Consider the following 19,937-nt stretch of genomic DNA (forward strand, 5'->3'; position numbering starts at 1 on the left):
GAGCAGGCATGACACTCAACAGCACATCTGCGCAGGTCCGTGAGCAACTTCTGAGACTGATAAAATCAGGTGAATGGCGTGAAGATGGTCAACTTCCAACAGAACGTTCCCTGGCCGAAAGGTTCGACGTTGGTCGGCGGCACGTGCGTCAGGCGCTCGACGCGTTGGAGGGGGAGGGGCTGGTCTGGCGGCGACAGGGCAAGGGCACCTTCATTGGGCAGCCGGCGGATCCGATGGGCGATCTGGCGGCCAAGATCACCGGTGAGACAAGCGCGCTTGAAGTGATGGAAGCGCGGCTTTGTATCGAGCCGGAACTGGCGGCCCTTTGTGCACAGCGCATGCTGCCCGATGAGGTTGCCCGGTTGCGACACCTGGCGCGGCGGCAGTTCGAAGCCACTGACGCGCAGGCCACCGAGTTGTGGGATGGGGCGCTGCACAGGCTGATTGCGCAATGTGCCCGCAACCGTCCGCTGCTCACGGCCTATGCGTTGCTGGACAAGATACGATCTGACCCGGATTGGGTCACGATCCGCGCCAAAGGGCGCGACGGCGCGTCATTGGCAGTCACCCATTCGGAGCATCTGGCCATCATCGACGCCATCGCGCTGGCCCATCCGGAGGCGGCCCGCCAGGCCATGCGCGACCATCTGGAAACGCGCTTTCGGGCACTGGAAGGTGAGATCGGCCGCGCCGCTACGGCAGAGGGCCAGACCTTCTTTACTGTGGAGACTGAGATATGACGGACCCTTTGACCACCATCGATATTGCGGCGGCTGAAAAGCTGATGGGGGTAGAATATACGCCAGCCGAACGCGACCAGATGGTGAGCAACCTCGAAGGACAGCTTTTGTCTGCCATGGCGCGCCGGGAGGTGGTGCTGGACAACGCAACGCCCATGGCCTGCCGTTTTGATCCCAGGTTGCCCGGTTTCACCATGCCGCATGCGATGGACAGCCTGCGCCCATCGGACGCCTCCGTTGCCTTGCCGGGCAATGAGGAAGACATCGCCTTTGCCCCGCTCACCTCCCTGTCCCACTGGATTGCCAGCGGGCAGATCACGTCGCGACAGCTGACAGAGATTTACTTGGCCCGGATCGAGGTGTTGAATCCCAGACTGGAATGCTATGCCACTGTCACCCCGGAGATGGCGCTGGCTGAAGCCGACGCGATGGACAGCCTTTCACGCGCGGGCGTAAACTTGGGGCCGCTGCACGGTATTCCATATGGATTGAAGGACCTGTTCGATACCAAGGGGATCACAACGGGGTGGGGGGCCGAGCCGTTCAAGCACCGTGTGCCGGATGCGGATGCCACCGTGACCCGCAGGATGCGGGCAGCGGGGGCAGTGCTCTTGGGCAAAACAACGCTGGGGGCACTGGCTTACAACGATCTTTGGTATGGCGGCTGGACCCGCAACCCCTGGAACCTGAACGAAGGGTCGAGCGGGTCCAGTGCGGGGTCTGCCTCGGCCACGGCGGCAGGTCTGTGCGGGTTTTCCATTGGCACCGAAACGCTGGGCTCCATCACCTCGCCCTCGCATCGCTGCGGCACCACCGGGTTGCGCCCGACATTCGGGCGGGTCAGCCGGGCAGGCGCCATGGCGCTCTGCTGGTCGCTCGACAAGGTCGGCCCGATCTGCCGGTCGGTCGAAGACACCGCTTTGGTCCTTGGCGCTCTGAACGGCCATGATGCAATGGATCGTGGGTCCATTAATGCGCCCTTTGTTTTTGACACCGACCGTCGCATCGACGGCATGGTTCTGGGCTACCTGCCGGAGGCCTTTGAAGAGGGGGCGACGGATGTGGACCACGCCGCCCTTGAGGCGGCAAGGCACCTCGGGATCACGGTAAAGGAGGTGAGCCTCGAAGACCTTCCCTATGGCGCGCTGATGAACGTGGTCTATGCCGAAGCCGCTGCCGCCTTTGAAGCGCTGACGCTGACCGGTGCCGACGACACGCTGCGATGGCAGGACGAGGGGGCCTGGCCCAACACCATGCGCAAGGCGCGGTTCCTGTCAGCTGTGGATCACGTGAACCTTGACCGGTTGCGCTACCGCGTGATGCAGGCGGTCGGTGACATGATGGGCGGCGTCGACGCGCTGATCGGCCCGTTCATGACCGGACCGATGCTGGTCGCCAGCAACTTCACCGGCCACCCCTGCCTCCATCTGCGCGCAGGATTCGAGCAGATCGCGACACGGTCTGCCGCTTCTTTGGGCGCAGGCAGGCTCATCACCGGTGAAGCGGAGGGAGACCGTACCTTTCGGGTGCCTCAAGGCATATCCTTGTGGGGCCAGCTTTTTGATGAAGGATCCATTTTGAACTTGGGCATGGCGCTCGAGCAGGCGCTGGATGTCGCCACCGAACGCCCGACCTTTCCAGAATAACAAAGACCTGCAGAAAGCAGGCCGTTTACTTGCAACCGACATGGAGACGACACGATGAAACGCAGAGACTTTTTGAAATCCACTACCGCAATCATGGGGGCCGTGATCGTCAGTGGGACGCCGATGGCGGCCTCTGCCGAGGAGCCGGTGAGCGGCGGCACCCTGATCTGGGGCCATTCGGAGACGACGCAGAATCTGGACATGCACCAGACGGGCACTGCATCGACTGGGCGCCTGCTGCAGAATGTACACGAAAGCATCGTCTCGGCGGACGCGGATTTTAACATCATTCCCAATCTGGCAGAGAGCTTTGAGCAGTCGGAGGATGGGTTGACCTATACCTTCAGGTTGCGCGACGACGTGATGTTTCACAATGGAGCCAAGATGACCTCGGCAGATGTGAAGTACTCGTTTGAACGCGTGATGAACCCTGAAACCGGGGCCGTGAACTTCGAGGTCTTCAACGCGGTGGAGAGCATCGAGACACCCGATGACCTGACCGTGATCGTCAAGCTGGGGTCGGTCAACGCGCCCTTCCTGTCGCGTCTTGCCGAGAATGGCGCGGGCGTGGTGATGCCCACAGACAGCGGGGAGGTTCAGGGCGAGACGCCCATCGGCGCGGGCCCGTTTAAATTCGTCCGCCGCGAATTCGGCAATGAGGTCGAGCTGGAGCGGTTCGATGAGTATTTCGGCGGACCTGCCTACCTCGACAAGGTGATCTCGCGCGAGATCACCGAGCCCACCGTGCGGCTGACCGGGCTGCGCACCGGTGAGCTTCATATGATCAACGACATTCCGCTGGATCGCATGAGCGAGTTCGAGGGCAACGATGATTTCCAGACCGTCGCGTGGTTTCCGCTCAACTGGGACTTCGTGAACTTCAACCACGAATTCGAGCCCTTCAAGGATGCGCGTGTGCGCGAGGCCTTCGATCTGATGATCGACAAGGAAACCTTGATGCAGGGCGCGCTCTGGGGGCAGGGCCAGACCTCGGCTTCGCCCAGCTTTCCGACATCGGCCTCCTACAACGACGCCATCAGCCAGCGCCCGCAGGACTTCGAACGTGCGGCAGCCCTGTTGCAGGAGGCAGGCTATGGGCCGGGTGATCTGAAGATCGTCTTCAAGGTGACAACCAACTACCCGTACCACGTGGACAGCGCCCAGATCATGCTGGAGTGGTTCCGCGCCGGTGGCGTTGATATGACCATCGAGCAGCTCACTTGGTCGGACTGGCTGAGCCAGGTCTGGGTCGACAAGGATTTCCAGATGACGATGATGAACTTCTTCACGCTTTGGGAGCCCGATTTCCTCTATTATTCGCTCTATCACTCCACCGGCGGGTTCAACTACCGCAAGATCTCTGAACCTGCGCTGGACGATCTGTTGGAGCAGGCGCGCGTCACGGTGGAGACCGACGCCCGCATGGAGATCTACAAGGACGTGCAGCAGTACATCAACGAGAACACGCTCGATGTGATCTTGTGGTTCCGCAATGGCACCATCGGCGCACAGCCCAACGTTATGGGGCTCGATACGGTGGTGCAGCCCAACGGGTCGGAGATGAACTTTCACCAGGTCTGGCTGAAAGCCTGATGCACCGGGCAGGGGCGCGCGCTGCTCCCCGCCCGCGACCCATGCGGAGGGGACCATGACCTACATCGTCAACAGATTGCTGTCGGTGGCGCTGACGCTGCTGCTGATCTCGCTGATCACCTTTGCGGTCACCAACATCCTGCCGGGCGATGTGGCGATGGTGATCATGGGCACGCAGTCCAACCCCGAAGCGCTGGCTGGTCTGCGTGAAAGCCTGGGGCTGAACGATCCTCTGATTGTGCAATACGGGCGCTGGATCATCGGCATCCTGACCGGCGACTGGGGCAATTCGCTGGTCTTCCGCGAGGCCATCGGCCCGCTGATTCTGGACAAGGTCGTGGCCTCTTCGCTGATCGTCGTGATGTCGATGGCCATCGCGCTATCCTGTGCGGTGCCGCTGGGGGTCTGGGCCGCCGTGCACCGCGACAAATGGCAGGACAACACCGCCTCGACAACGGCGCTCTTTGGGGTCAGCCTGCCGGATTTCTTCTTTGGCATCATGCTGATCCTGCTCTTTGCGCGGGTTCTGGGCTGGTTGCCGTCCTCCGGGTTCGTGCATCCGGCGGAGGATTTTCTGGGCGCCGTCCGGCATGCATTTCTGCCCTCGCTGGCGCTGGGTCTCGGGCTGATGGCGCATCTGACCCGCATGACGCGGTCCACCCTGCTGTCGGTCCTGGGGCAGGATTACATCCGCATGGCCCGCGCCAAGGGGCTGCGCGAGCGCACCGTGATCTGGCGTTGTGCGCTGGCCAATGCCATCGGGCCGGTGATGACCGTCGCGGGGCTGCAGGTGGGCTATCTTTTTGGCTCGATCATCGTGATCGAAAGCCTGTTCAATTTCACCGGCATGGGATGGCTGACCTATCAGGCCCTGCTCAACCGCGACATTCCGTTGATTCAAAGCACGGTGTTCGTGATCGCGGCGGTGGTGATGCTGACCAATCTGGTCGTCGATCTGCTCTATACGCTGATCGACCCCAGGATCAAGCTGTCATGAGGCGGTTTCTGACAGGCAAGGGTATTTTTGGCGGCTGCATTCTGCTGCTGGTGATTGCAACCGCGCTTTTCGCCCCTCTGCTGATCCCAGAGACCTGGGCCACGCAGATGGACATGCGCGCGCGTCTCGCAGGGCCGTCGCTGGCGCATCCCCTGGGCACGGATCAACTGGGCCGCGATCTGATGTACCGGATGCTGCTGGGGGCGCAGACCTCGATCATGATTGCCGGAACTGCCGTCCTGATGAGCCTTGTGATCGGGCTGCCGCTGGGGGTCATTTCGGGCTACTTCGGCGGTTGGATCGATAATGTGCTCATGCGACTTGTCGATACGCTTCTGGCCTTTCCTGCTCTGCTTCTGGCTTTGACCATTTCTGCCGTGCTGGGGCCGAACCTGACCAATACGATCATCGCCATCGGGATTGCCTTTACGCCCTATCTGGCACGGATCATCCGGGGCGAGGCGCTGCGCGTCGCGCAAATGCCCTATGTCGAGGCGGCGCGCTCTGTCGGCACTCCTGACGGCCGGATGATCCTGCGCCATATCCTGCCCAACATCATGCCGCCCATCATCGTGCAGGCCACGATCAGCCTGGCCTTTGCCATCCTGGCCGAGGCGGGGCTGTCCTTTCTGGGGCTGGGCACACAGCCGCCCGACGCCAGTTGGGGGTTGATGATCCAGGCCAGCCGCGACTATCTGGATATCGCCCCCTGGACAGCGCTTGTGCCCGGTGCGGCGGTCGCGATTACGGTGCTCGGTTTGAACATGTTCGGTGATGTGCTGCGCGACGTGCTGGACCCTCGGATCGCATGACACCTCCTCTGAAAATGACATAGTATAGGGATCAATCAACATGCTCATAAATGCCGGGACCCAAACCTGCCATTGGGCCTACTTTGACGCTGCCCTGCCGCCCGTTGCGACCATTGCAAGTGGTGATGAGGTGACCATCAACACGGTGTCCGGCGGCCCGCAGGTTCTGCCAGGCAACGGATATCACGTGCCGCCTGAACTGCTCGAAATCCACGCACAGGGTGTGCCGCAGGTGCAGGGTCATCTGCTGACCGGGCCTGTCGCCGTGGACGGAGCCAGACCCGGCGATGTGTTGCAAGTGGATGTTCTCGATGTGCAACTGCGCCAGGACTGGGGATACAACATGATCCGCCCCCTGGCCGGCACGCTTCCGCAAGACTTTAAAACCGCACAGATCACCACAATCCCGCTGGACGCCGAAAAGAACGAGGCAACGATGCCCTGGGGTCTCAAATTGCCTCTTGCCCCCTTCTTTGGCGTCATGGCCGTTGCACCGCCACCCGAATGGGGCCGCATTTCGACGATTGAGCCAAGGACCCATGGCGGCAACATCGACAACAAGGAACTGGTCGCCGGGACGACACTTTATCTGCCGGTTTTTGTCGACGGCGCGCTTTTCTCCTGCGGGGATGGCCATGGCGCGCAGGGCGACGGCGAGGTGTGTGTGACGGCCATTGAAACGGCGCTGCAGGGGCGGTTCCGCCTGACAGTCCGGCGCGACCTGGAGCTGACCTATCCCGAAGCAGAAACGCCTGAGCATTTCATCACCATGGGATTTCATGCAGATCTGGATGTCTGTGTCGAGATCGCCGTGCGTCGCATGATCGCGCTGGTCTCTGCGCGCGCAGACATCAGTCGCGAGAACGCCTATATGCTCTGTTCGCTTGCCGGTGATCTGCGGATCACCCAGACCGTCAATCGCGAAAAAGGAGTGCATTTCATGATGTCGAAGGACCTCATCTAGCCGGGTTCATCGAGGCCTCAGGCAAAGTGGCGTCGATCAGAGCATGCTGGTCAAGAGCGCGTTGTAGAAGACCAAAAAACGGCTTGAAAAAGTCTCCGGCTTCGCCTCCAAAAAAGGGCTCTTAGAGGTTTGGCGGCCAGTCTGCGTTGAACTCTGCTCTTGCAAGGAGGCCGGGGAAAAATGACATCTTTTATGCTGATGCCCTCTGCTCCACGAAACGCGTCAGGACAGCAAAGCCGTCCTGACGCGTTCCGCAAAAGAATTCACTGCTTCTGATCAGCAACGGCCCAAGGCTGGAGGAGCCGAAGTGGTTTGATGCTGCACGAAAACCTCGCCCGTCGCGTTGATACTGCAAAAGACCGTTCATATGTATCTTCAGATGGTGAGGTGTGGTCGGGCGTTCAATAATTCGGCGCGCGGGTCAGCGGATTTTGCCCAAGTGGTAAAAGCGCAAGGCAGGTCAAGAATACTATCGCGAATACATACGGTTATGGCGCAAAAGGACCATTGCTAAATGAAGGATGAACCACCTCGTCAAATCCGTGCCGGACACTCATTGGACGAGACCCAGTGGCATTGCCAATCCGTGCAGGATGCGCTGGACAGATTAGGCACGGATACTGGCGGGCTGACTGACGCGGAGGCATCGGACCGGCTGCGCAGCTATGGACCAAACCGGTTACCGGCCCCGCCGCCGCCCGGTCCGGTGATCCGGTTTATGCGCCAGTTCCATAACTTGTTGATCTATGTGCTGATGGCCGCCGCAGCCGTCACAGCCGCCCTTGGTCATTTAGTCGATACCAGTGTCATTATCGCGGTTGTTCTGGTCAATGCCGTCATCGGGTTCGTGCAGGAAGGACGCGCGGAAGGCGCTTTGTCTGCCATACGTGACATGTTGGCGCCCGAAGCGCGGGTCTTGCGCCAAGGTCGACGCCAGACCGTCACCGCAGAGGATATTGTCCCCGGCGACATCGTTGTGCTCGAACCCGGGGACAAGGTGCCGGCCGATCTGCGCCTCATGACCGCGCATGGATTACGTGTTCAAGAGGCTGTTCTCACGGGGGAGTCTGTCGCGGTGGAAAAGGCCTCTGCGCCCGTTTCCGCTGATGCGGCCCTCGGTGACCGCCAGTCGATGGCATTCAGCGGCACGCTTGTATCTGCCGGCAGGGGGCAGGGTCTTGTGGTCACAACCGGGTCGTCAACAGAGATCGGACGCATCAGCGGTCTGTTGAAAACAGTGGAGGTGAGCGCCACGCCCCTGCTGCGGCAGATGGAAGTCTTTGCCCGAGGTCTGACAGCGGTCATCCTGGTGCTTGCTGCCCTCATCCTTGCCTTCGGATTTTTTGGTGCCGGGTTGCCGTTCAGCGAGATTTTCATGGCTGTGGTCGGACTGACGGTCGCGGCAATCCCCGAAGGCCTGCCCGCGATCCTGACCGTGACACTGGCCATAGGGGTGCAGCGCATGGCGGAGCGTCGTGCCATCGTGCGTCGGCTGCCAGCGATCGAGGCTTTGGGTTCGGTTTCGGTGATCTGTTCCGACAAGACCGGCACGCTGACCCGAAATGAGATGACTGTCGCCTCGGTTGCCACCTCGAAGCGGCTGTTTGGAGTGACGGGGGCGGGCTACGCCCCCCACGGTGCGATCACGCTTGAGGAGCGTGAAGTGTCTGCAACCGACTATCCGCTGCTGGAGGATCTGGCATTGGGGGCCATCCTTTGCAATGACGCCGATCTGACCCAAATCGATGGGGACTGGTTGATAAACGGCGACCCGATGGAGGGCGCTCTCTTGACCTTTGCCTGCAAGGCCGGTCTCGACCCGTCCACCGTGCGCAGTGCCAATCCCCAGACCGATGCCATTCCCTTTGACGCGCAACACCGGTTCATGGCCACGCTGCACCACGATCACGAAGGGATGGCAGCTATTCACGTGAAAGGCGCGCCGGAGCGGATCATCGCCATGTGCACGACCGCACATGGGGAAGAAGACGGTCAACAGGTGATCGATCCCGACTATTGGCATCGCCGCGCCCAGGAAATCGCAGATCTTGGCCAGAGGGTGATTGCGATTGCTATACGTCCGAACCCTCCAAGAGCGCGCACGCTGACCTTCGATGCGGTGGATGGAGACCTGACGCTGCTGGGGCTTGTCGGGCTGATCGATCCGCCGCGGGAGGAGGCCATTGCCGCTGTTGCAGAGTGCCAGATGGCAGGTATCCGCGTGAAGATGATCACCGGCGATCACGCGGGCACGGCGATGGCCATTGCCCGGCAGTTGGGGCTCGAGAGCAGCGGCGAGGTGTTGACAGGTGCGGAAATCGACCAGCTGGATGCAAAGGCGCTGCAGACGCGCGCGCTGAGGGTTGATGTCTTTGCAAGGACCAGCCCCGAAAACAAACTGCGGCTGGTCGAAGCGCTCCAGGCGGAAGGTCAGGCCGTGGCGATGACGGGTGACGGGGTGAATGATGCACCGGCGCTCAAGCGGGCGGACATTGGTGTTGCCATGGGGCGGACGGGCACCGAAGCCGCCAAGGAGGCCGCCGAGATCGTTCTGGCCGACGACAACTTTGCCACCATCGCGGCGGCTGTGAAAGCCGGACGCACCGTCTATGACAACCTCAAGAAGGCCGTCATCTTTCTGCTGCCTGTGAATGGGGGCGAGGCACTGGCCCTCATCATCGCCCTTATGCTTGGACTGACGCTGCCGATCACGCCGGTACAGATCCTCTGGGTGAATATGGTCAGCTCTGTTGTCCTGGCCATGGCGCTTGCATTCGAAGCGGCGGAACCTGACATTATGCGTCGCAAGCCGCGCCCGGTTCGCGAACCCATCCTGTCGCGCTTCGTGCTGTGGCGCGTGGCGTTTGTGTCGCTGCTGTTCTGCGCCGGGATATTCGGCATGTTCACCCTTGCTCAGGCCCGGGGCGCCAGCCTTGAAGAGGCACGCACCGTTGCTGTCAACACGCTGGTGGTGATGGAGATATTCTACCTCTTTTCCGTGCGGTTTCTGAATACCTCTTCGTTGTCGCTAAAGGCCATACTGGGGACAAGGCCCGTGTTGATCGCCATCACGGCTGTAACTGTTCTGCAGCTCGCCTTCACTTATGCCCCGGTCATGGAAGCGTTCTTTGACACACGTCCGATCGGCCTGGAGCAGGGGCTGATGATCATTGCGGTCGGGCCAGTGCTTTTGCTGCTGCTCGAGATCGAAAAACAAGTGGTCCGCGCCTTAAGGTCGCCCTCAAGTGGCAGCTACCAGTCGTAATCTTCAGCCAGAAGAAGGAGAGCATAAGATGACCACGATGGGGGCGGCTGCGACTGTCGGAGGGCGCGTATGACCGAGGCAATCGAAGGCTACATTTTTTATGAAATCGCGGCCTTGCTGGTACTGGCGGCAGGCGCCGGTTTTGTAGGGCTGCTCTTGCGGCAGCCCCTGATTGTCAGCTTCATCGCAGTGGGGATCATCGCCGGCCCCTCGGTGCTGGACATTGCCCAATCCGATGTGCAGATCGACCTTCTGGCCGAATTGGGGATCGCGGTTCTGCTGTTCCTCGTGGGGCTGAAGCTTGATTTCAATCTGGTGCGCACACTTGGACCTGTCGCATTGGTCACCGGGCTTGGACAGGTGATCTTTACCACGATCTTCGGCTTCCTGATTGCGCTGGCATTGGGGTTCGACGCCCGTACCGCGATCTACATTGCCATCGCGCTGACGTTCTCCTCAACCATTATCATCGTGAAACTGCTGTCGGATAAACGGGAGATTGATGCGCTCCACGGTCGGATCGCGCTCGGCTTTCTCATCGTGCAAGATATCGTCGTGGTCGTCGCGATGATCGTCCTGTCCGCGATCGGTGTTGGCGGGGCGGGCGACGGGGCAGTTGCAGACGTGTTTCTCGTGCTGGGCTACGGGGTTGCAATGCTGGCCGCGGTTGCCCTGTTCATCCGCTACGTCGCCAATCCCCTGGTGGAGCGGCTGTCACTGGCACCTGAACTTCTCGTTTCATTCGCCATCGGCTGGGCCGCGCTGTTGGCCGCTCTCGGGCATTACCTGGGCTTTGGCAAGGAGCTGGGCGGCCTTCTTGCTGGCGTTTCGCTCGCTTCGACACCGTTTCGCGAGGCGATTGCCGCGCGGTTGGCATCGCTCAGGGACTTCCTGCTGTTGTTCTTTTTCATCGCATTGGGTGCCTCGCTCGATCTCTCCGTTCTTGGTGCCAGCGTCGGGCCCGCACTTGTGCTTTCGCTTTTTGTCCTGATCGGGAACCCTCTGATCGTGCTTATTCTGATGGGCCTTATGGGATATCGCAAACGAACCGGTTTTCTGGCCGGGCTGACGGTGGCACAGATCAGCGAGTTTTCCCTGATCTTCATGGCGATGGGGGTGACCATTGGCCATGTCACCGAAACCGCGCTTGGCCTTGTGACCTTGGTTGGCTTGCTGACCATCGCGGCATCGACATACATGATCTCCTATTCGCACTGGATTTACGACCGGCTGGAGCCGCTTTTGGGTGTCTTCGAACGGAAGAACCCCGACAAGCTGAAAGAAGACGCGCTTGAGACGGCAAAACCCCATGACGTTATCCTCTTTGGGCTTGGGCGCTATGGTCTCGGGATCGGTGCGGCCCTGAAGGACGCCGGATTGCGGGTGCTGGGCGTCGATTTCAGCCCTCAGGCAGTACGCCATGCGCGAGAAAATGGCTACGAGGTTATGTTCGGAGACGCCACCGATCCGGAATTCCTCGCCAACCTGCCGCTGCGCTCGGTATCATGGCTCGTCATGGCGGTGCCGGAACACGACACCGGCCTGACCCATGACGACCCGCGCCAGGCTCTGCTGAGGGCTGCGCGCGATCTTGGCTACCCGGGCAAAATCGCGGTGGCGGCACACCGCGATCAAACCGTCGACATGCTGCGGCGCGCCAATGCGGATCTTGTCATGATGCCCTATCGAGATGCAGCCATTGCAGCTGCGGGGATGATACTGGAGGGGCAGACCACGCCGCGCTTCACCCTGTCCGATCCCGAAGGCCAAAAGGAGTTGATCGCGTGACCCAGGATCCTGATGAAAGCATGGTACCGCCCGTCCTGCGCCCTATCGCCCGTGTTCTTGTGGTGGTTGACCCTGACGAAACTGCATCTCATTTGCGCGCGGCGGCTGAGCTGGCCGCCCAACACGGGGCCGACCTTGATGTCTTGAGCTGCATCGAGCCGCCCCCCGACCTCGCCGTCATTGCACGTGCGGCCGGATTGACTGAAGATGCCGTCCTCAAGGGCATGGCAGAGGAAAGGCGCAAGCGCGTCACGGAACAGATCGCGCGCCTTCTGCCGGACAAGGCGCCGCAACTGCACCTGGCCGTCGGAAAGACGTTCATCGAGATCATTCACCATGTAGATCGCCTGGACATCGACGTTGTGGTCAAGATGGCTGAACCGTTGTCCGGCTTGCATGGCTTTCTTTTTGCCAGCACCGATCAGCATCTGATGCGGAAATGCCCCTGTCCGGTTTGGCTGCATCTGCCAGACACGCCTGCAAAGCCGCGCAGGATTCTGGCCGCCGTCGATGTGGACGATTGGGATGCAACCGAGCCGGAAACCCTTGCCGATCTGAATCGGCGCGTCATCGAGATGAGCATTCGCCTGGCGTCAGGGCCCGATGCGATCGTGCATGTCCTGCACGCATGGGAGGTGATTGGCGAAGGCCTCATCTGGGCATTTGCATCGCGCGTTGACCCAAGGCTTGCCGCGGAAAGATATGTCAACGAGATCATGTCAACCCGGCGCAGGTCACTCGAAGCGCTTGTGCAGCCCTTTCAGGAGGGTCTCCAGGGCCGAGACCCGCGGCTTGCAGTGCATCTTGTTCGCGGCCCAGCGCACGCCGTTATCGCCGAACAGGCAAAACATCTTTCGGCCGATACCATCGTGATGGGTACCGTCGCGCGCACAGGTCTGAGCGGTGTTATCATCGGCAATACGGCAGAAAACATCCTGAATTCCGTTGAACGCTCTGTCGTGACCGTGAAGCCAGAAGGTTTCATCAGCCCGATCATGGTCCGCTGAACATTTGTGAATACATGACGGCTGGTTGATTGAACCGCGCCCGCTCCAGGCGACGTTTGCCTTTGCCTCGGGTCGGTGCCGATGTGCCATTACGGCAAAACAGCCTGGCCAGGTGGTTTGCCTGACAGGGCAGAAGCGTGGTTGGTTGATGCAATCTGCTCATTGGCAATCTGGGGTGCGCCTTCTCTGCCTGTGCCACGCATTTGGTCGCGCCAACCTGTGTGCATGTGAACAGAAATCAACCTTGCGTTTGTCCCGCGTCTCCGCCTGGAAGCCAACACAGATAGCCTTGGCGCGCCTCAACACTGCGTCCGCAGCATGGCCAATTGTGGCGTTTCTAGACCGTTATAGACCCTGACTGCCCAAGGAAAGCTGCACCATCCGTCCCCTTCCAGAGGTGCGCGGGCCTTGGCACCGGCCCTGGCGGCCGGACACGGGGTCAAAGGGTCGTCACGGCCCACAGTTCCGTCTGAAAGTGTGAGCCGTCACCTCTATAAGTCCAGCCTCAGCTCGCTTTGCAGCGCATCGCGCACCCGGTCCGGGGTGAAGGGCATGTGCCTGAGCCTCTGACCCTTGGCCGCGAAAAAGGCGTTTGCAATCGCCGCCGAGGCCATGGGTGTCCCCACTTCGCCGACACCCGTCGGGGGTGCCTCGACAGTTGCCATATAGATATCGATCTGCGGGACCCTGTCAGCTCTGAGAATTTCATAGTCAAAGAAGTTGCTCTGCAGGACCTGACCTTCTTCGATATCGATACGCTCGGTCAGCGCGCTTGAGATGCCAAAGATGATGCCTCCCTCGATCTGGTTGTGCGCATTATCGGGTGATACGATGCGACCGGCATCAACGGCCGCCCAGATCTGCGTTACAGCAATTTCGCCGGTGTCGTCATCCACCTCGATTTCGGCGACACCCGCCGCCATGGAAGAACTGTATCCGGCAAAGGACAGACCAAGCGCGCGGTCCCCACGCGCTCGCCAGCCCGACATCTCGGCCACCTTTTCCAGAAGATGCCGCCCGCGCGGGTTTTCCTCGACCAGATCGAGCCGGAAATCCAGCGGGTCGCGCCCGGCCTCTGCGGCCAGTTCATCCATGAAGGCTTCGGCGGCAAAGCTGGTGTAGGCAGCACCAATTCCGCGGTAAGGAGCCAGTCGCGCCTGTCGTTCGGTGATGATGTGATCGGCCTGAAAATCCTTGATGCCGTAGAATTTGCTCTCGGCACCCCGCATGGAAATCACATCGTTGGGTTTGACGGCCTCCCAACGGCCCGGATTGAAAAACCCGATGACCGAGGGGGTCGCCACCCTGTGATGCCAACCGGTCAGGCGGCCGTGGGCTGTCAGGCCGGCCTCCAGCTTTTGCGCGGCAGCGGGGCGGAAGGTGCCGTGCTTTACATCATCTTCGCGGGTCCAGATCACCTTGACCGGGCGTCCAACCGCCTTGGACGACAGGACCGCATCGCGCACGTAGTCCTGAACGAAAGCCGTCCGCCTGCCAAAGCTGCCGCCCATTGTCATCATGTTGAGCCGGATGCGGTCCTGTGTTGTGCCAAGTGTTTCCATGACCGTATGTGTGGTCCAGGATTGCGTTTGCGTTCCCGCCCAAACCTCGGCCCCCATACCGTCGGGGTCCACGGTGGCGACGGCGGCCATCGGCTCGATCTGGGCGTGGTAGGCGTAATCCGACAGATAGAGGTGGCTGACCGTGCGGTCTGCCTTCGCAATCGCCGAAGCCGCATCTCCCGTTTGGGCCCAGACAGCAGCCTCGGCCTGCGGGTCGCGGGCGGCTTCTGCATAGGCGGCAAGCGTCGCGTTGCTGTCGAAGGCGCGGGCCGGAGAGCTGTCAGACCAGGTCACCTGCACCAGATCGCGGGCGCCAAGGGCGGCCCAAAGGCTTTCCGCCACCACGGCGACACCGTCCGGCAGTGTGACAACATCAATCACGCCGGCGACCGCGCGCGCTTCAGCGTCATCTACGCTGCGTGGCGTTTCCCCTTCCACAGGGGTCCGCAACACGGCTGCATAGGCCATGTTGTCGATCTCGACGTCGATGGCATATCGGGCCTTGCCTGTGCTTTTTGCGGGCACATCGCGGCGGGGCACTTCCTGCCCGATGATGCGGAAATCCTGCGGGTCCTTTAGTGCTATGGCGTCCGCATCGGGGATTTGCACGTCTTCGGTGCCGGAAGCTGCCAACGCGCCATAGCTCAGGCGGGTGCCGTCTTCAGCCACCACCGCGCTTGGCTCTGTGCGCAGGCTGTCTTTTCGGACCTCCAGTTGACGCGATGCGATCTGCAGCAACACATCGCGTGCCTGGGCGCCAGCCCGGCGCATCGGTTCATAGTATCCCTGCACGCTGGTGCTGCCCGCCGTGTAGAGCACACCGCCAAAAAGCGGGTTACCAAAGGTGCGGTCATCCTCGTTCAACTGGGCGATCACCACATCGTCCCAGTTGGCATCAAGCTCTTCGGCGAGGATCTGGGGCAGGGTGCTATAGCTGCTCTGGCCCATTTCAGTAGAGGGAAACACGATCGAGATCGTGCCGCTGGGGGAAATGGTCAGCCAGGGGTTCACATCAAGCGGCTCCGCGTTCTGAGCGCGTACCGCCACGGCAGACAGGCCGCCCGCGCCCAGAAAGAACGCCAGGCCAGCGCCGCCTTTGAGGAAACCACGCCGTGAGAAATCGGATTTTGTCAGCGAAGTCGTCATCTTACACCTCCTGTGCCGCTTGCTCGACCGCCTTGAAGATGCGGTTGTATGTCCCGCAGCGGCAAAGATTGGCGCTCATGTACTCTGCAATCTCTGTGCGCGAGGGGTTCGGGTTTTCAGCCAGGAGAGCTGCGGCCCGCATGATCTGCCCCGATTGACAGTAACCACACTGCGGCACCTGCTGATCCACCCAGGCCTTTTGCAATGGATGCGTTCCGTCTTCGGACAAACCTTCGATGGTGGTGACCTCGGCGCCTGCCACATCGCCGACGGAGAGCTGGCAGGAAAACTCGGGTCTCCCGTCAACGTGCACCGTACAGGCCCCGCACATCGCCGCCCCGCAGCCGTATTTGGTGCCTTTCAGACCCAGTTTGTCCCGGATCACAAGCAAAAGAAGCTCATCACTTGGATTGTCGATCTCAACAGATTGGCCGTTTAACGTAAACTGTGTCATCTTCGAATTTCTCCTTTGGCTTTGTGTGGTGGCTGGTTGTCCTTTGTCAGAAATCTGCGGCGCATCGTGCCTTCAGGGTCGCTGTTTGGCCCCGGATCAACGCATGCGTGCCCATGTCATGGCGCGATATAGTGTTTGACGATAGGGCCGGAGGCGCGCTGATCAAACGCCCTCACCCTTTCCTGAAGATCCTGATCTGCCCGAGAGACACGCTCATGCTGGGCGAGATGTTCTTCCCAGGAGGACACCGTGAAGGCTTCGATCCAGATGTCGGGGGTCTCAGCGCTTTGGAACACGCGCCATTCAAACGCCCCGTCCCGAAACCGTTCGTGGGACCAGTCCCTGATCGTCTCAAGAAAGGCAGCGACATCGGTCTGCTTGACCTGATATTCGACCGTCACCATGACCGGGCCACGGCTGTTTAATCCGTCCTCCGGGATCGGAACCTGAGGGGCTGGCCAATGCAGCGCGGGCGAAAGATCCAAGCCCTCGGCTTGCCCCAACGCGAACCTGCGGGTCAGCATCAGACCCAGAACCATGCCTGCCGCTGCAATCAGCAGCGCGACAGGGGTTGAAGTGGCCGTTGCGACCTGCCCCCAGAGCGTTGCCCCCGCAGACATCGACCCGAAAAAGACCATCAGGCTGACCGCCAAGCCCCGCGCTCGCACCCAGTTGGGCAGAGCCGTCTGCGCCGAAACGTTGAAGGTTGTCAGAACCGCGATCCAGCTGAAGCCCCCCACGAGCGCCGCTGCCCCGGCCGCGACCGCATCCGTGGCAAGGGCGAGAACCACCATCGCAATCGCGGTGCCAATGATCCCGATGCCTGCGATCTGGTTGGAGGTTGCGCGCGCGCGGAGCCTGGGCATCAGAAATGCCCCGATCACCGCACCGGAGCCAATCAAGGTGAGCAAAACACCGTAGAGCGTGGCGCCGCCGTTTTCGATGTTGCGCACCACAAGCGGAAGCAGCGCCCAATAGGCGGAGGCAAAAATGAAAAACGAGAATGATCGCAAGAGCGTCGCCTTGAGCGGCGCGTTGTGCATCACATGACGCAGACCTGTCAGCATTGCATTCGCGATGGGCTGTGTGGTCCTTTTCGGTGCAGGGGCCGTGTTGTGCCAGGCGATCAGCGCGACAATAATGACTACATGGCTTAGGGCGTTGAGGGCAAAGGGTGCCGAGAGGCCAACCGTTGCGATCAGCACGCCGGCCAAAGCAGGACCGACGGCCCGGCTGATGTTGATGCCCATGGAGTTCAGGGCGATGGCAGGCTGCAAGGCATCCCTGGGCACCAGAGACGGGACGATCGCCTGCCAAGCCGGTGCCATGAAAGCCGTGCCGGTCCCGATGGCCAGTGTAAAAAGGATAAGGCTGAGGGGCGTGACCAGCTCGAAATGCACCAGCAGGGCCAATACACTGACAACGGCCAGCAGATAGACATTGATGACGATCAGCATCTTGCGTTTGTCCAGCCGGTCAGCAAGCGCGCCGGCGTAGAGAGCCAGCAAAAACACCGGGAGCGTCGTGGCCGCCTGCACCAGCGACACCACCGCAGGGGACGAATTCAGCGTGGTCATCAGCCAGCTTGCACCAACCTCGTGCATCCAGGTCCCGATGTTGGAGATCAGCGTCGCCACCCACAAGAGCAGAAATGCGCGGTGCCCGAAGGGCGCCCAGGGAGAGACCGGCGCTCTGGCTTCACCACTGGATGACATCTGACGTCTCCTCTCGGTGCCTTTGGGCATATCCGCGCACGAAGGGACACAGCGGAACGATCCTCTGGGCCGCTTTGCGCGCATCCTCTATCAGGCGTTCGACAAGGGCGGCGGCCACCCCCATGCCCCGCATGCTGTCGGGGACGCTGGTATGATCGGCGATAACCAGACTGTTCGAAACCTTGGAAAGCGTGAGCTCGCCTTCGCCCTCCACAGTTGCCACGGTTGCGGTATACCGGGCCTTGCTGTCCGTATCGGTGCGAATGATGGTGATATCTGCCATGAATACTCTCTTTCAGATGATGCGGACAGGGCGCGGGTCCGTTTGGATCTGTGTCACACTGCGAAACACGAGCACCCAAGCGCGCCCCAAAAAGCACCCTTGTCGCGCACCGGGATGGGCGCCTCCCAGGCAATGCCGTGGCGGTGCCCATGCATCCCGCAGCCGGAGGCACAGCCGTCATGACATGCGCGCATGTTCACCGGGGCAGGGGCCTGTGGCACCTCCCGCTCTGCCGGGCTGGCAAAGAGCGCATTGACGGACCAGTCCGGGCTTGCAGGTGGCAAGGGCGGGCTGTGAACGGCGAAATCATCCGCCGCAAAAACGATACGCCCCCCGACCACCGTCATGAGAGAGGTGATCCCGCGGATTTTGCCATCCGGCACCGACATCAGATCATCTGACAGCACAGCGAGATCTGCATACATACCGGGGCTCAGCTTGCCCTTCACATCCTGCTCGCCCGAGAACCAGGCGGACCCGGTGGTCCAGATCGCCAGCGCCTCTTCCCGTGTCAGCAGGTTTTCATCGCTATAAAGCGTCATCCCGCCGACCGTCTTGCCCGTGGTCAGCCAGTGCATCGCGACCCAAGGGTCGTAACTTGCCACACGGGTGGCGTCGGTGCCACCTCCGACGGGCAGCCCGGTCTTGAGCATCTCGCGCATCGGCGGCGTGGCCTGCGCGGCTGCTGCACCATAGCGGTCCACGAAATATTCGCCTTGGAACGCCATGCGGTGCTGAGTGGCAATACCGCCGCCAAGCGTCCTGATCCGCTCGATATTGCGCGGGCTGACGGTTTCCGCATGATCGATGATGAATCGTGTCTTGAAGGGCTGGCGCTGGTTGACGCGCTCGAACACGGTCAGGAACCGGTCGATTGTCTCGTCATAGGTGGCGTGGATGCGAAAGGGCCAATCGTTGGTGGCCAGAAGCTCCACGATCCTTTCGAGCTCTTCCTCCATGACCGGGGCCGGATCGGGGCGCGGCTCCAGAAAATTCTCAAAATCCGCCGCAGACCAGGCCAGGTTTTCACCTGCGCCGTTCATGCGCAACATATCGTCACCTGCGCCCGGTTCAGTCATGCCGATCCAACGCTCATAGTCGCTGAGTTCTTCACCGGCCTTTTGTGCAAAAAGGTTGTAGGCGATACGCAGGGTCAATTGATCGTCGGCGTGCAGCTTTTGCACGACATCGTAGTCTTCGGGATAGTTTTGCCCGCCGCCACCGGCATCGATCACGCTGGTCACGCCCAATCGGTTCAACTCGCGCATGAAATGCCGCGTGGAGTTGATCTGATCCTCGACGGGCAATATCGGCCCCTTGGCCAGCGTCGAATAGAGGATCAACGCGGAGGGCCGCGCAATCAGCATGCCGGTGGGGTTGCCCTTTGCATCCCGCTCGATCTCGCCCCCCGGCGGGTTCGATGTGTCTTTGCCAATCCCCAGAGCCCGCAGTGCGGCGCGGTTCAGAAGTGCGCGGGCATAGAGATGGAGGATGAAAACCGGCGTGTCGGGGGCGGCCGCGTTGATCTCGTCCAATGTGGGCATTCGCCGTTCGGCGAACTGGAACTCGGACCAGCCGCCCACGACCCGCACCCATTGCGGGCTGGGGGTGTTCGCCGCCTGTTTGCGCAGCATTGCAAGCGCATCGGCGACGGAGGGTACGTTCTCCCACCGCAACTCCATATTGTAGCTTAGACCGCCGCGGATCAGATGTGTGTGGCTGTCATTAAGTCCCGGGATCACGCGCCGACCACCAAGGTCAATGACCCGGGTCGCCTCCGTGCGCTGGGCCATGATCTCGCGATCTGATCCGACGCTGGCGATTTTGCCGTCTTTCATTGCAATGGCCGTTGCATCCGGCGTCTCTGGGTCAAGCGTCGTGAGACGCCCGTTATGTAAGATAAGATCGGTCATTCAAGCGCCCCATCGAAGTGAGAGAAGCCGGAGGCCAATGGCCCCCCGGAGA

The 19,937-nt window shown here is 61.0% G+C and carries 14 protein-coding genes; 9 read left to right on the forward strand and 5 right to left on the reverse strand.

Annotated features, from left to right (window positions below; genetic code table 11):
• Nucleotides 1–8 precede the first annotated feature (8 nt).
• The 9 genes from H7847_RS15795 to H7847_RS15835 all read left to right on the forward strand — a co-directional run bounded on the left by H7847_RS15795 (nucleotide 9) and on the right by H7847_RS15835 (nucleotide 12,812).
• Nucleotides 9–740 (forward strand): FadR/GntR family transcriptional regulator, encoded by a 732-nt coding sequence (locus H7847_RS15795; RefSeq protein WP_227270447.1) that lies wholly within the window; start codon nucleotides 9–11, stop codon nucleotides 738–740.
• Entirely contained in the window at nucleotides 737–2,386 is a 1,650-nt protein-coding gene (locus tag H7847_RS15800; protein ID WP_227270448.1) for an amidase, read from the forward strand. Before H7847_RS15795 ends, H7847_RS15800 begins: the two co-directional genes overlap by 4 nt.
• 54 nt (nucleotides 2,387–2,440) lie before the next feature.
• Nucleotides 2,441–3,979, forward strand: a complete 1,539-nt coding sequence (locus tag H7847_RS15805) for an ABC transporter substrate-binding protein (protein ID WP_227270449.1) — start codon at nucleotides 2,441–2,443, stop codon at nucleotides 3,977–3,979.
• 55 nt (nucleotides 3,980–4,034) lie between these two features.
• Entirely contained in the window at nucleotides 4,035–4,976 is a 942-nt protein-coding gene (locus H7847_RS15810) for an ABC transporter permease (protein WP_227270450.1), read from the forward strand.
• The gene (locus H7847_RS15815; RefSeq protein ID WP_227270451.1) at nucleotides 4,973–5,788 is read left to right on the forward strand and encodes an ABC transporter permease; all 816 of its coding nucleotides are present in this window, start codon (nucleotides 4,973–4,975) and stop codon (nucleotides 5,786–5,788) included. Before H7847_RS15810 ends, H7847_RS15815 begins: the two co-directional genes overlap by 4 nt.
• Nucleotides 5,789–5,828: 40 nt before the next feature.
• Nucleotides 5,829–6,752, forward strand: a complete 924-nt coding sequence (locus H7847_RS15820; protein ID WP_227270452.1) for an acetamidase/formamidase family protein — start codon at nucleotides 5,829–5,831, stop codon at nucleotides 6,750–6,752.
• 514 nt (nucleotides 6,753–7,266) lie between these two features.
• Nucleotides 7,267–10,017: a cation-transporting P-type ATPase gene (locus tag H7847_RS15825; protein ID WP_227270453.1), complete on the forward strand. Its 2,751-nt coding sequence runs from the start codon at nucleotides 7,267–7,269 to the stop codon at nucleotides 10,015–10,017.
• A 69-nt stretch (nucleotides 10,018–10,086) separates the two neighbouring features.
• Nucleotides 10,087–11,805: a cation:proton antiporter gene (locus H7847_RS15830; protein WP_227270454.1), complete on the forward strand. Its 1,719-nt coding sequence runs from the start codon at nucleotides 10,087–10,089 to the stop codon at nucleotides 11,803–11,805.
• Nucleotides 11,802–12,812 carry a universal stress protein gene (locus tag H7847_RS15835; protein ID WP_227270455.1) on the forward strand — a complete coding sequence of 337 codons (1,011 nt, stop codon included), beginning with the start codon at nucleotides 11,802–11,804 and terminating at the stop codon, nucleotides 12,810–12,812. The genes H7847_RS15830 and H7847_RS15835 overlap by 4 nt, the downstream gene beginning before the upstream one ends.
• Nucleotides 12,813–13,303: 491 nt before the next feature.
• Here the strand turns inward: H7847_RS15835 and H7847_RS15840 are convergent, their stop codons facing one another.
• The 5 genes from H7847_RS15840 to H7847_RS15860 all read right to left on the reverse strand — a co-directional run bounded on the left by H7847_RS15840 (nucleotide 13,304) and on the right by H7847_RS15860 (nucleotide 19,885).
• A complete protein-coding gene (locus H7847_RS15840) occupies nucleotides 13,304–15,520 on the reverse strand; it encodes a xanthine dehydrogenase family protein molybdopterin-binding subunit (protein WP_227270456.1) in 2,217 nt (738 codons plus the stop codon).
• A gap of 1 nt (nucleotide 15,521) precedes the next feature.
• On the reverse strand, nucleotides 15,522–15,974 hold the full coding sequence (locus H7847_RS15845; RefSeq protein ID WP_227270457.1) for a (2Fe-2S)-binding protein: 453 nt from the start codon (nucleotides 15,972–15,974) through the stop codon (nucleotides 15,522–15,524).
• Nucleotides 15,975–16,090: 116 nt separating this feature from the next.
• Nucleotides 16,091–17,689, reverse strand: a complete 1,599-nt coding sequence (locus H7847_RS15850) for an MFS transporter (RefSeq protein ID WP_227270458.1) — start codon at nucleotides 17,687–17,689, stop codon at nucleotides 16,091–16,093.
• A complete protein-coding gene (locus H7847_RS15855) occupies nucleotides 17,673–17,972 on the reverse strand; it encodes a GNAT family N-acetyltransferase (RefSeq protein WP_227270459.1) in 300 nt (99 codons plus the stop codon). Before H7847_RS15855 ends, H7847_RS15850 begins: the two co-directional genes overlap by 17 nt.
• A 53-nt stretch (nucleotides 17,973–18,025) precedes the next feature.
• Nucleotides 18,026–19,885 carry an amidohydrolase gene (locus H7847_RS15860; RefSeq protein ID WP_227270460.1) on the reverse strand — a complete coding sequence of 620 codons (1,860 nt, stop codon included), beginning with the start codon at nucleotides 19,883–19,885 and terminating at the stop codon, nucleotides 18,026–18,028.
• Nucleotides 19,886–19,937: the final 52 nt, after the last annotated feature.

This window comes from Roseobacter weihaiensis, from assembly GCF_020622345.1.
GTDB lineage: Bacteria > Pseudomonadota > Alphaproteobacteria > Rhodobacterales > Rhodobacteraceae > Roseobacter > Roseobacter weihaiensis.

What these genes read in the sequence shown, in the direction of transcription:
- H7847_RS15795 (WP_227270447.1), top strand. Translation starts at nt 9, where the DNA reads ATGACACTCAACAGCACATCTGCGCAGGTCCGTGAGCAACTTCTGAGA.
- H7847_RS15800 (WP_227270448.1), top strand. Translation starts at nt 737, where the DNA reads ATGACGGACCCTTTGACCACCATCGATATTGCGGCGGCTGAAAAGCTG.
- H7847_RS15805 (WP_227270449.1), top strand. Translation starts at nt 2,441, where the DNA reads ATGAAACGCAGAGACTTTTTGAAATCCACTACCGCAATCATGGGGGCC.
- H7847_RS15810 (WP_227270450.1), top strand. Translation starts at nt 4,035, where the DNA reads ATGACCTACATCGTCAACAGATTGCTGTCGGTGGCGCTGACGCTGCTG.
- H7847_RS15815 (WP_227270451.1), top strand. Translation starts at nt 4,973, where the DNA reads ATGAGGCGGTTTCTGACAGGCAAGGGTATTTTTGGCGGCTGCATTCTG.
- H7847_RS15820 (WP_227270452.1), top strand. Translation starts at nt 5,829, where the DNA reads ATGCTCATAAATGCCGGGACCCAAACCTGCCATTGGGCCTACTTTGAC.
- H7847_RS15825 (WP_227270453.1), top strand. Translation starts at nt 7,267, where the DNA reads ATGAAGGATGAACCACCTCGTCAAATCCGTGCCGGACACTCATTGGAC.
- H7847_RS15830 (WP_227270454.1), top strand. Translation starts at nt 10,087, where the DNA reads ATGACCGAGGCAATCGAAGGCTACATTTTTTATGAAATCGCGGCCTTG.
- H7847_RS15840 (WP_227270456.1), bottom strand. Translation starts at nt 15,520, where the DNA reads ATGACGACTTCGCTGACAAAATCCGATTTCTCACGGCGTGGTTTCCTC.
- H7847_RS15845 (WP_227270457.1), bottom strand. Translation starts at nt 15,974, where the DNA reads ATGACACAGTTTACGTTAAACGGCCAATCTGTTGAGATCGACAATCCA.
- H7847_RS15850 (WP_227270458.1), bottom strand. Translation starts at nt 17,689, where the DNA reads ATGTCATCCAGTGGTGAAGCCAGAGCGCCGGTCTCTCCCTGGGCGCCC.
- H7847_RS15855 (WP_227270459.1), bottom strand. Translation starts at nt 17,972, where the DNA reads ATGGCAGATATCACCATCATTCGCACCGATACGGACAGCAAGGCCCGG.
- H7847_RS15860 (WP_227270460.1), bottom strand. Translation starts at nt 19,885, where the DNA reads ATGACCGATCTTATCTTACATAACGGGCGTCTCACGACGCTTGACCCA.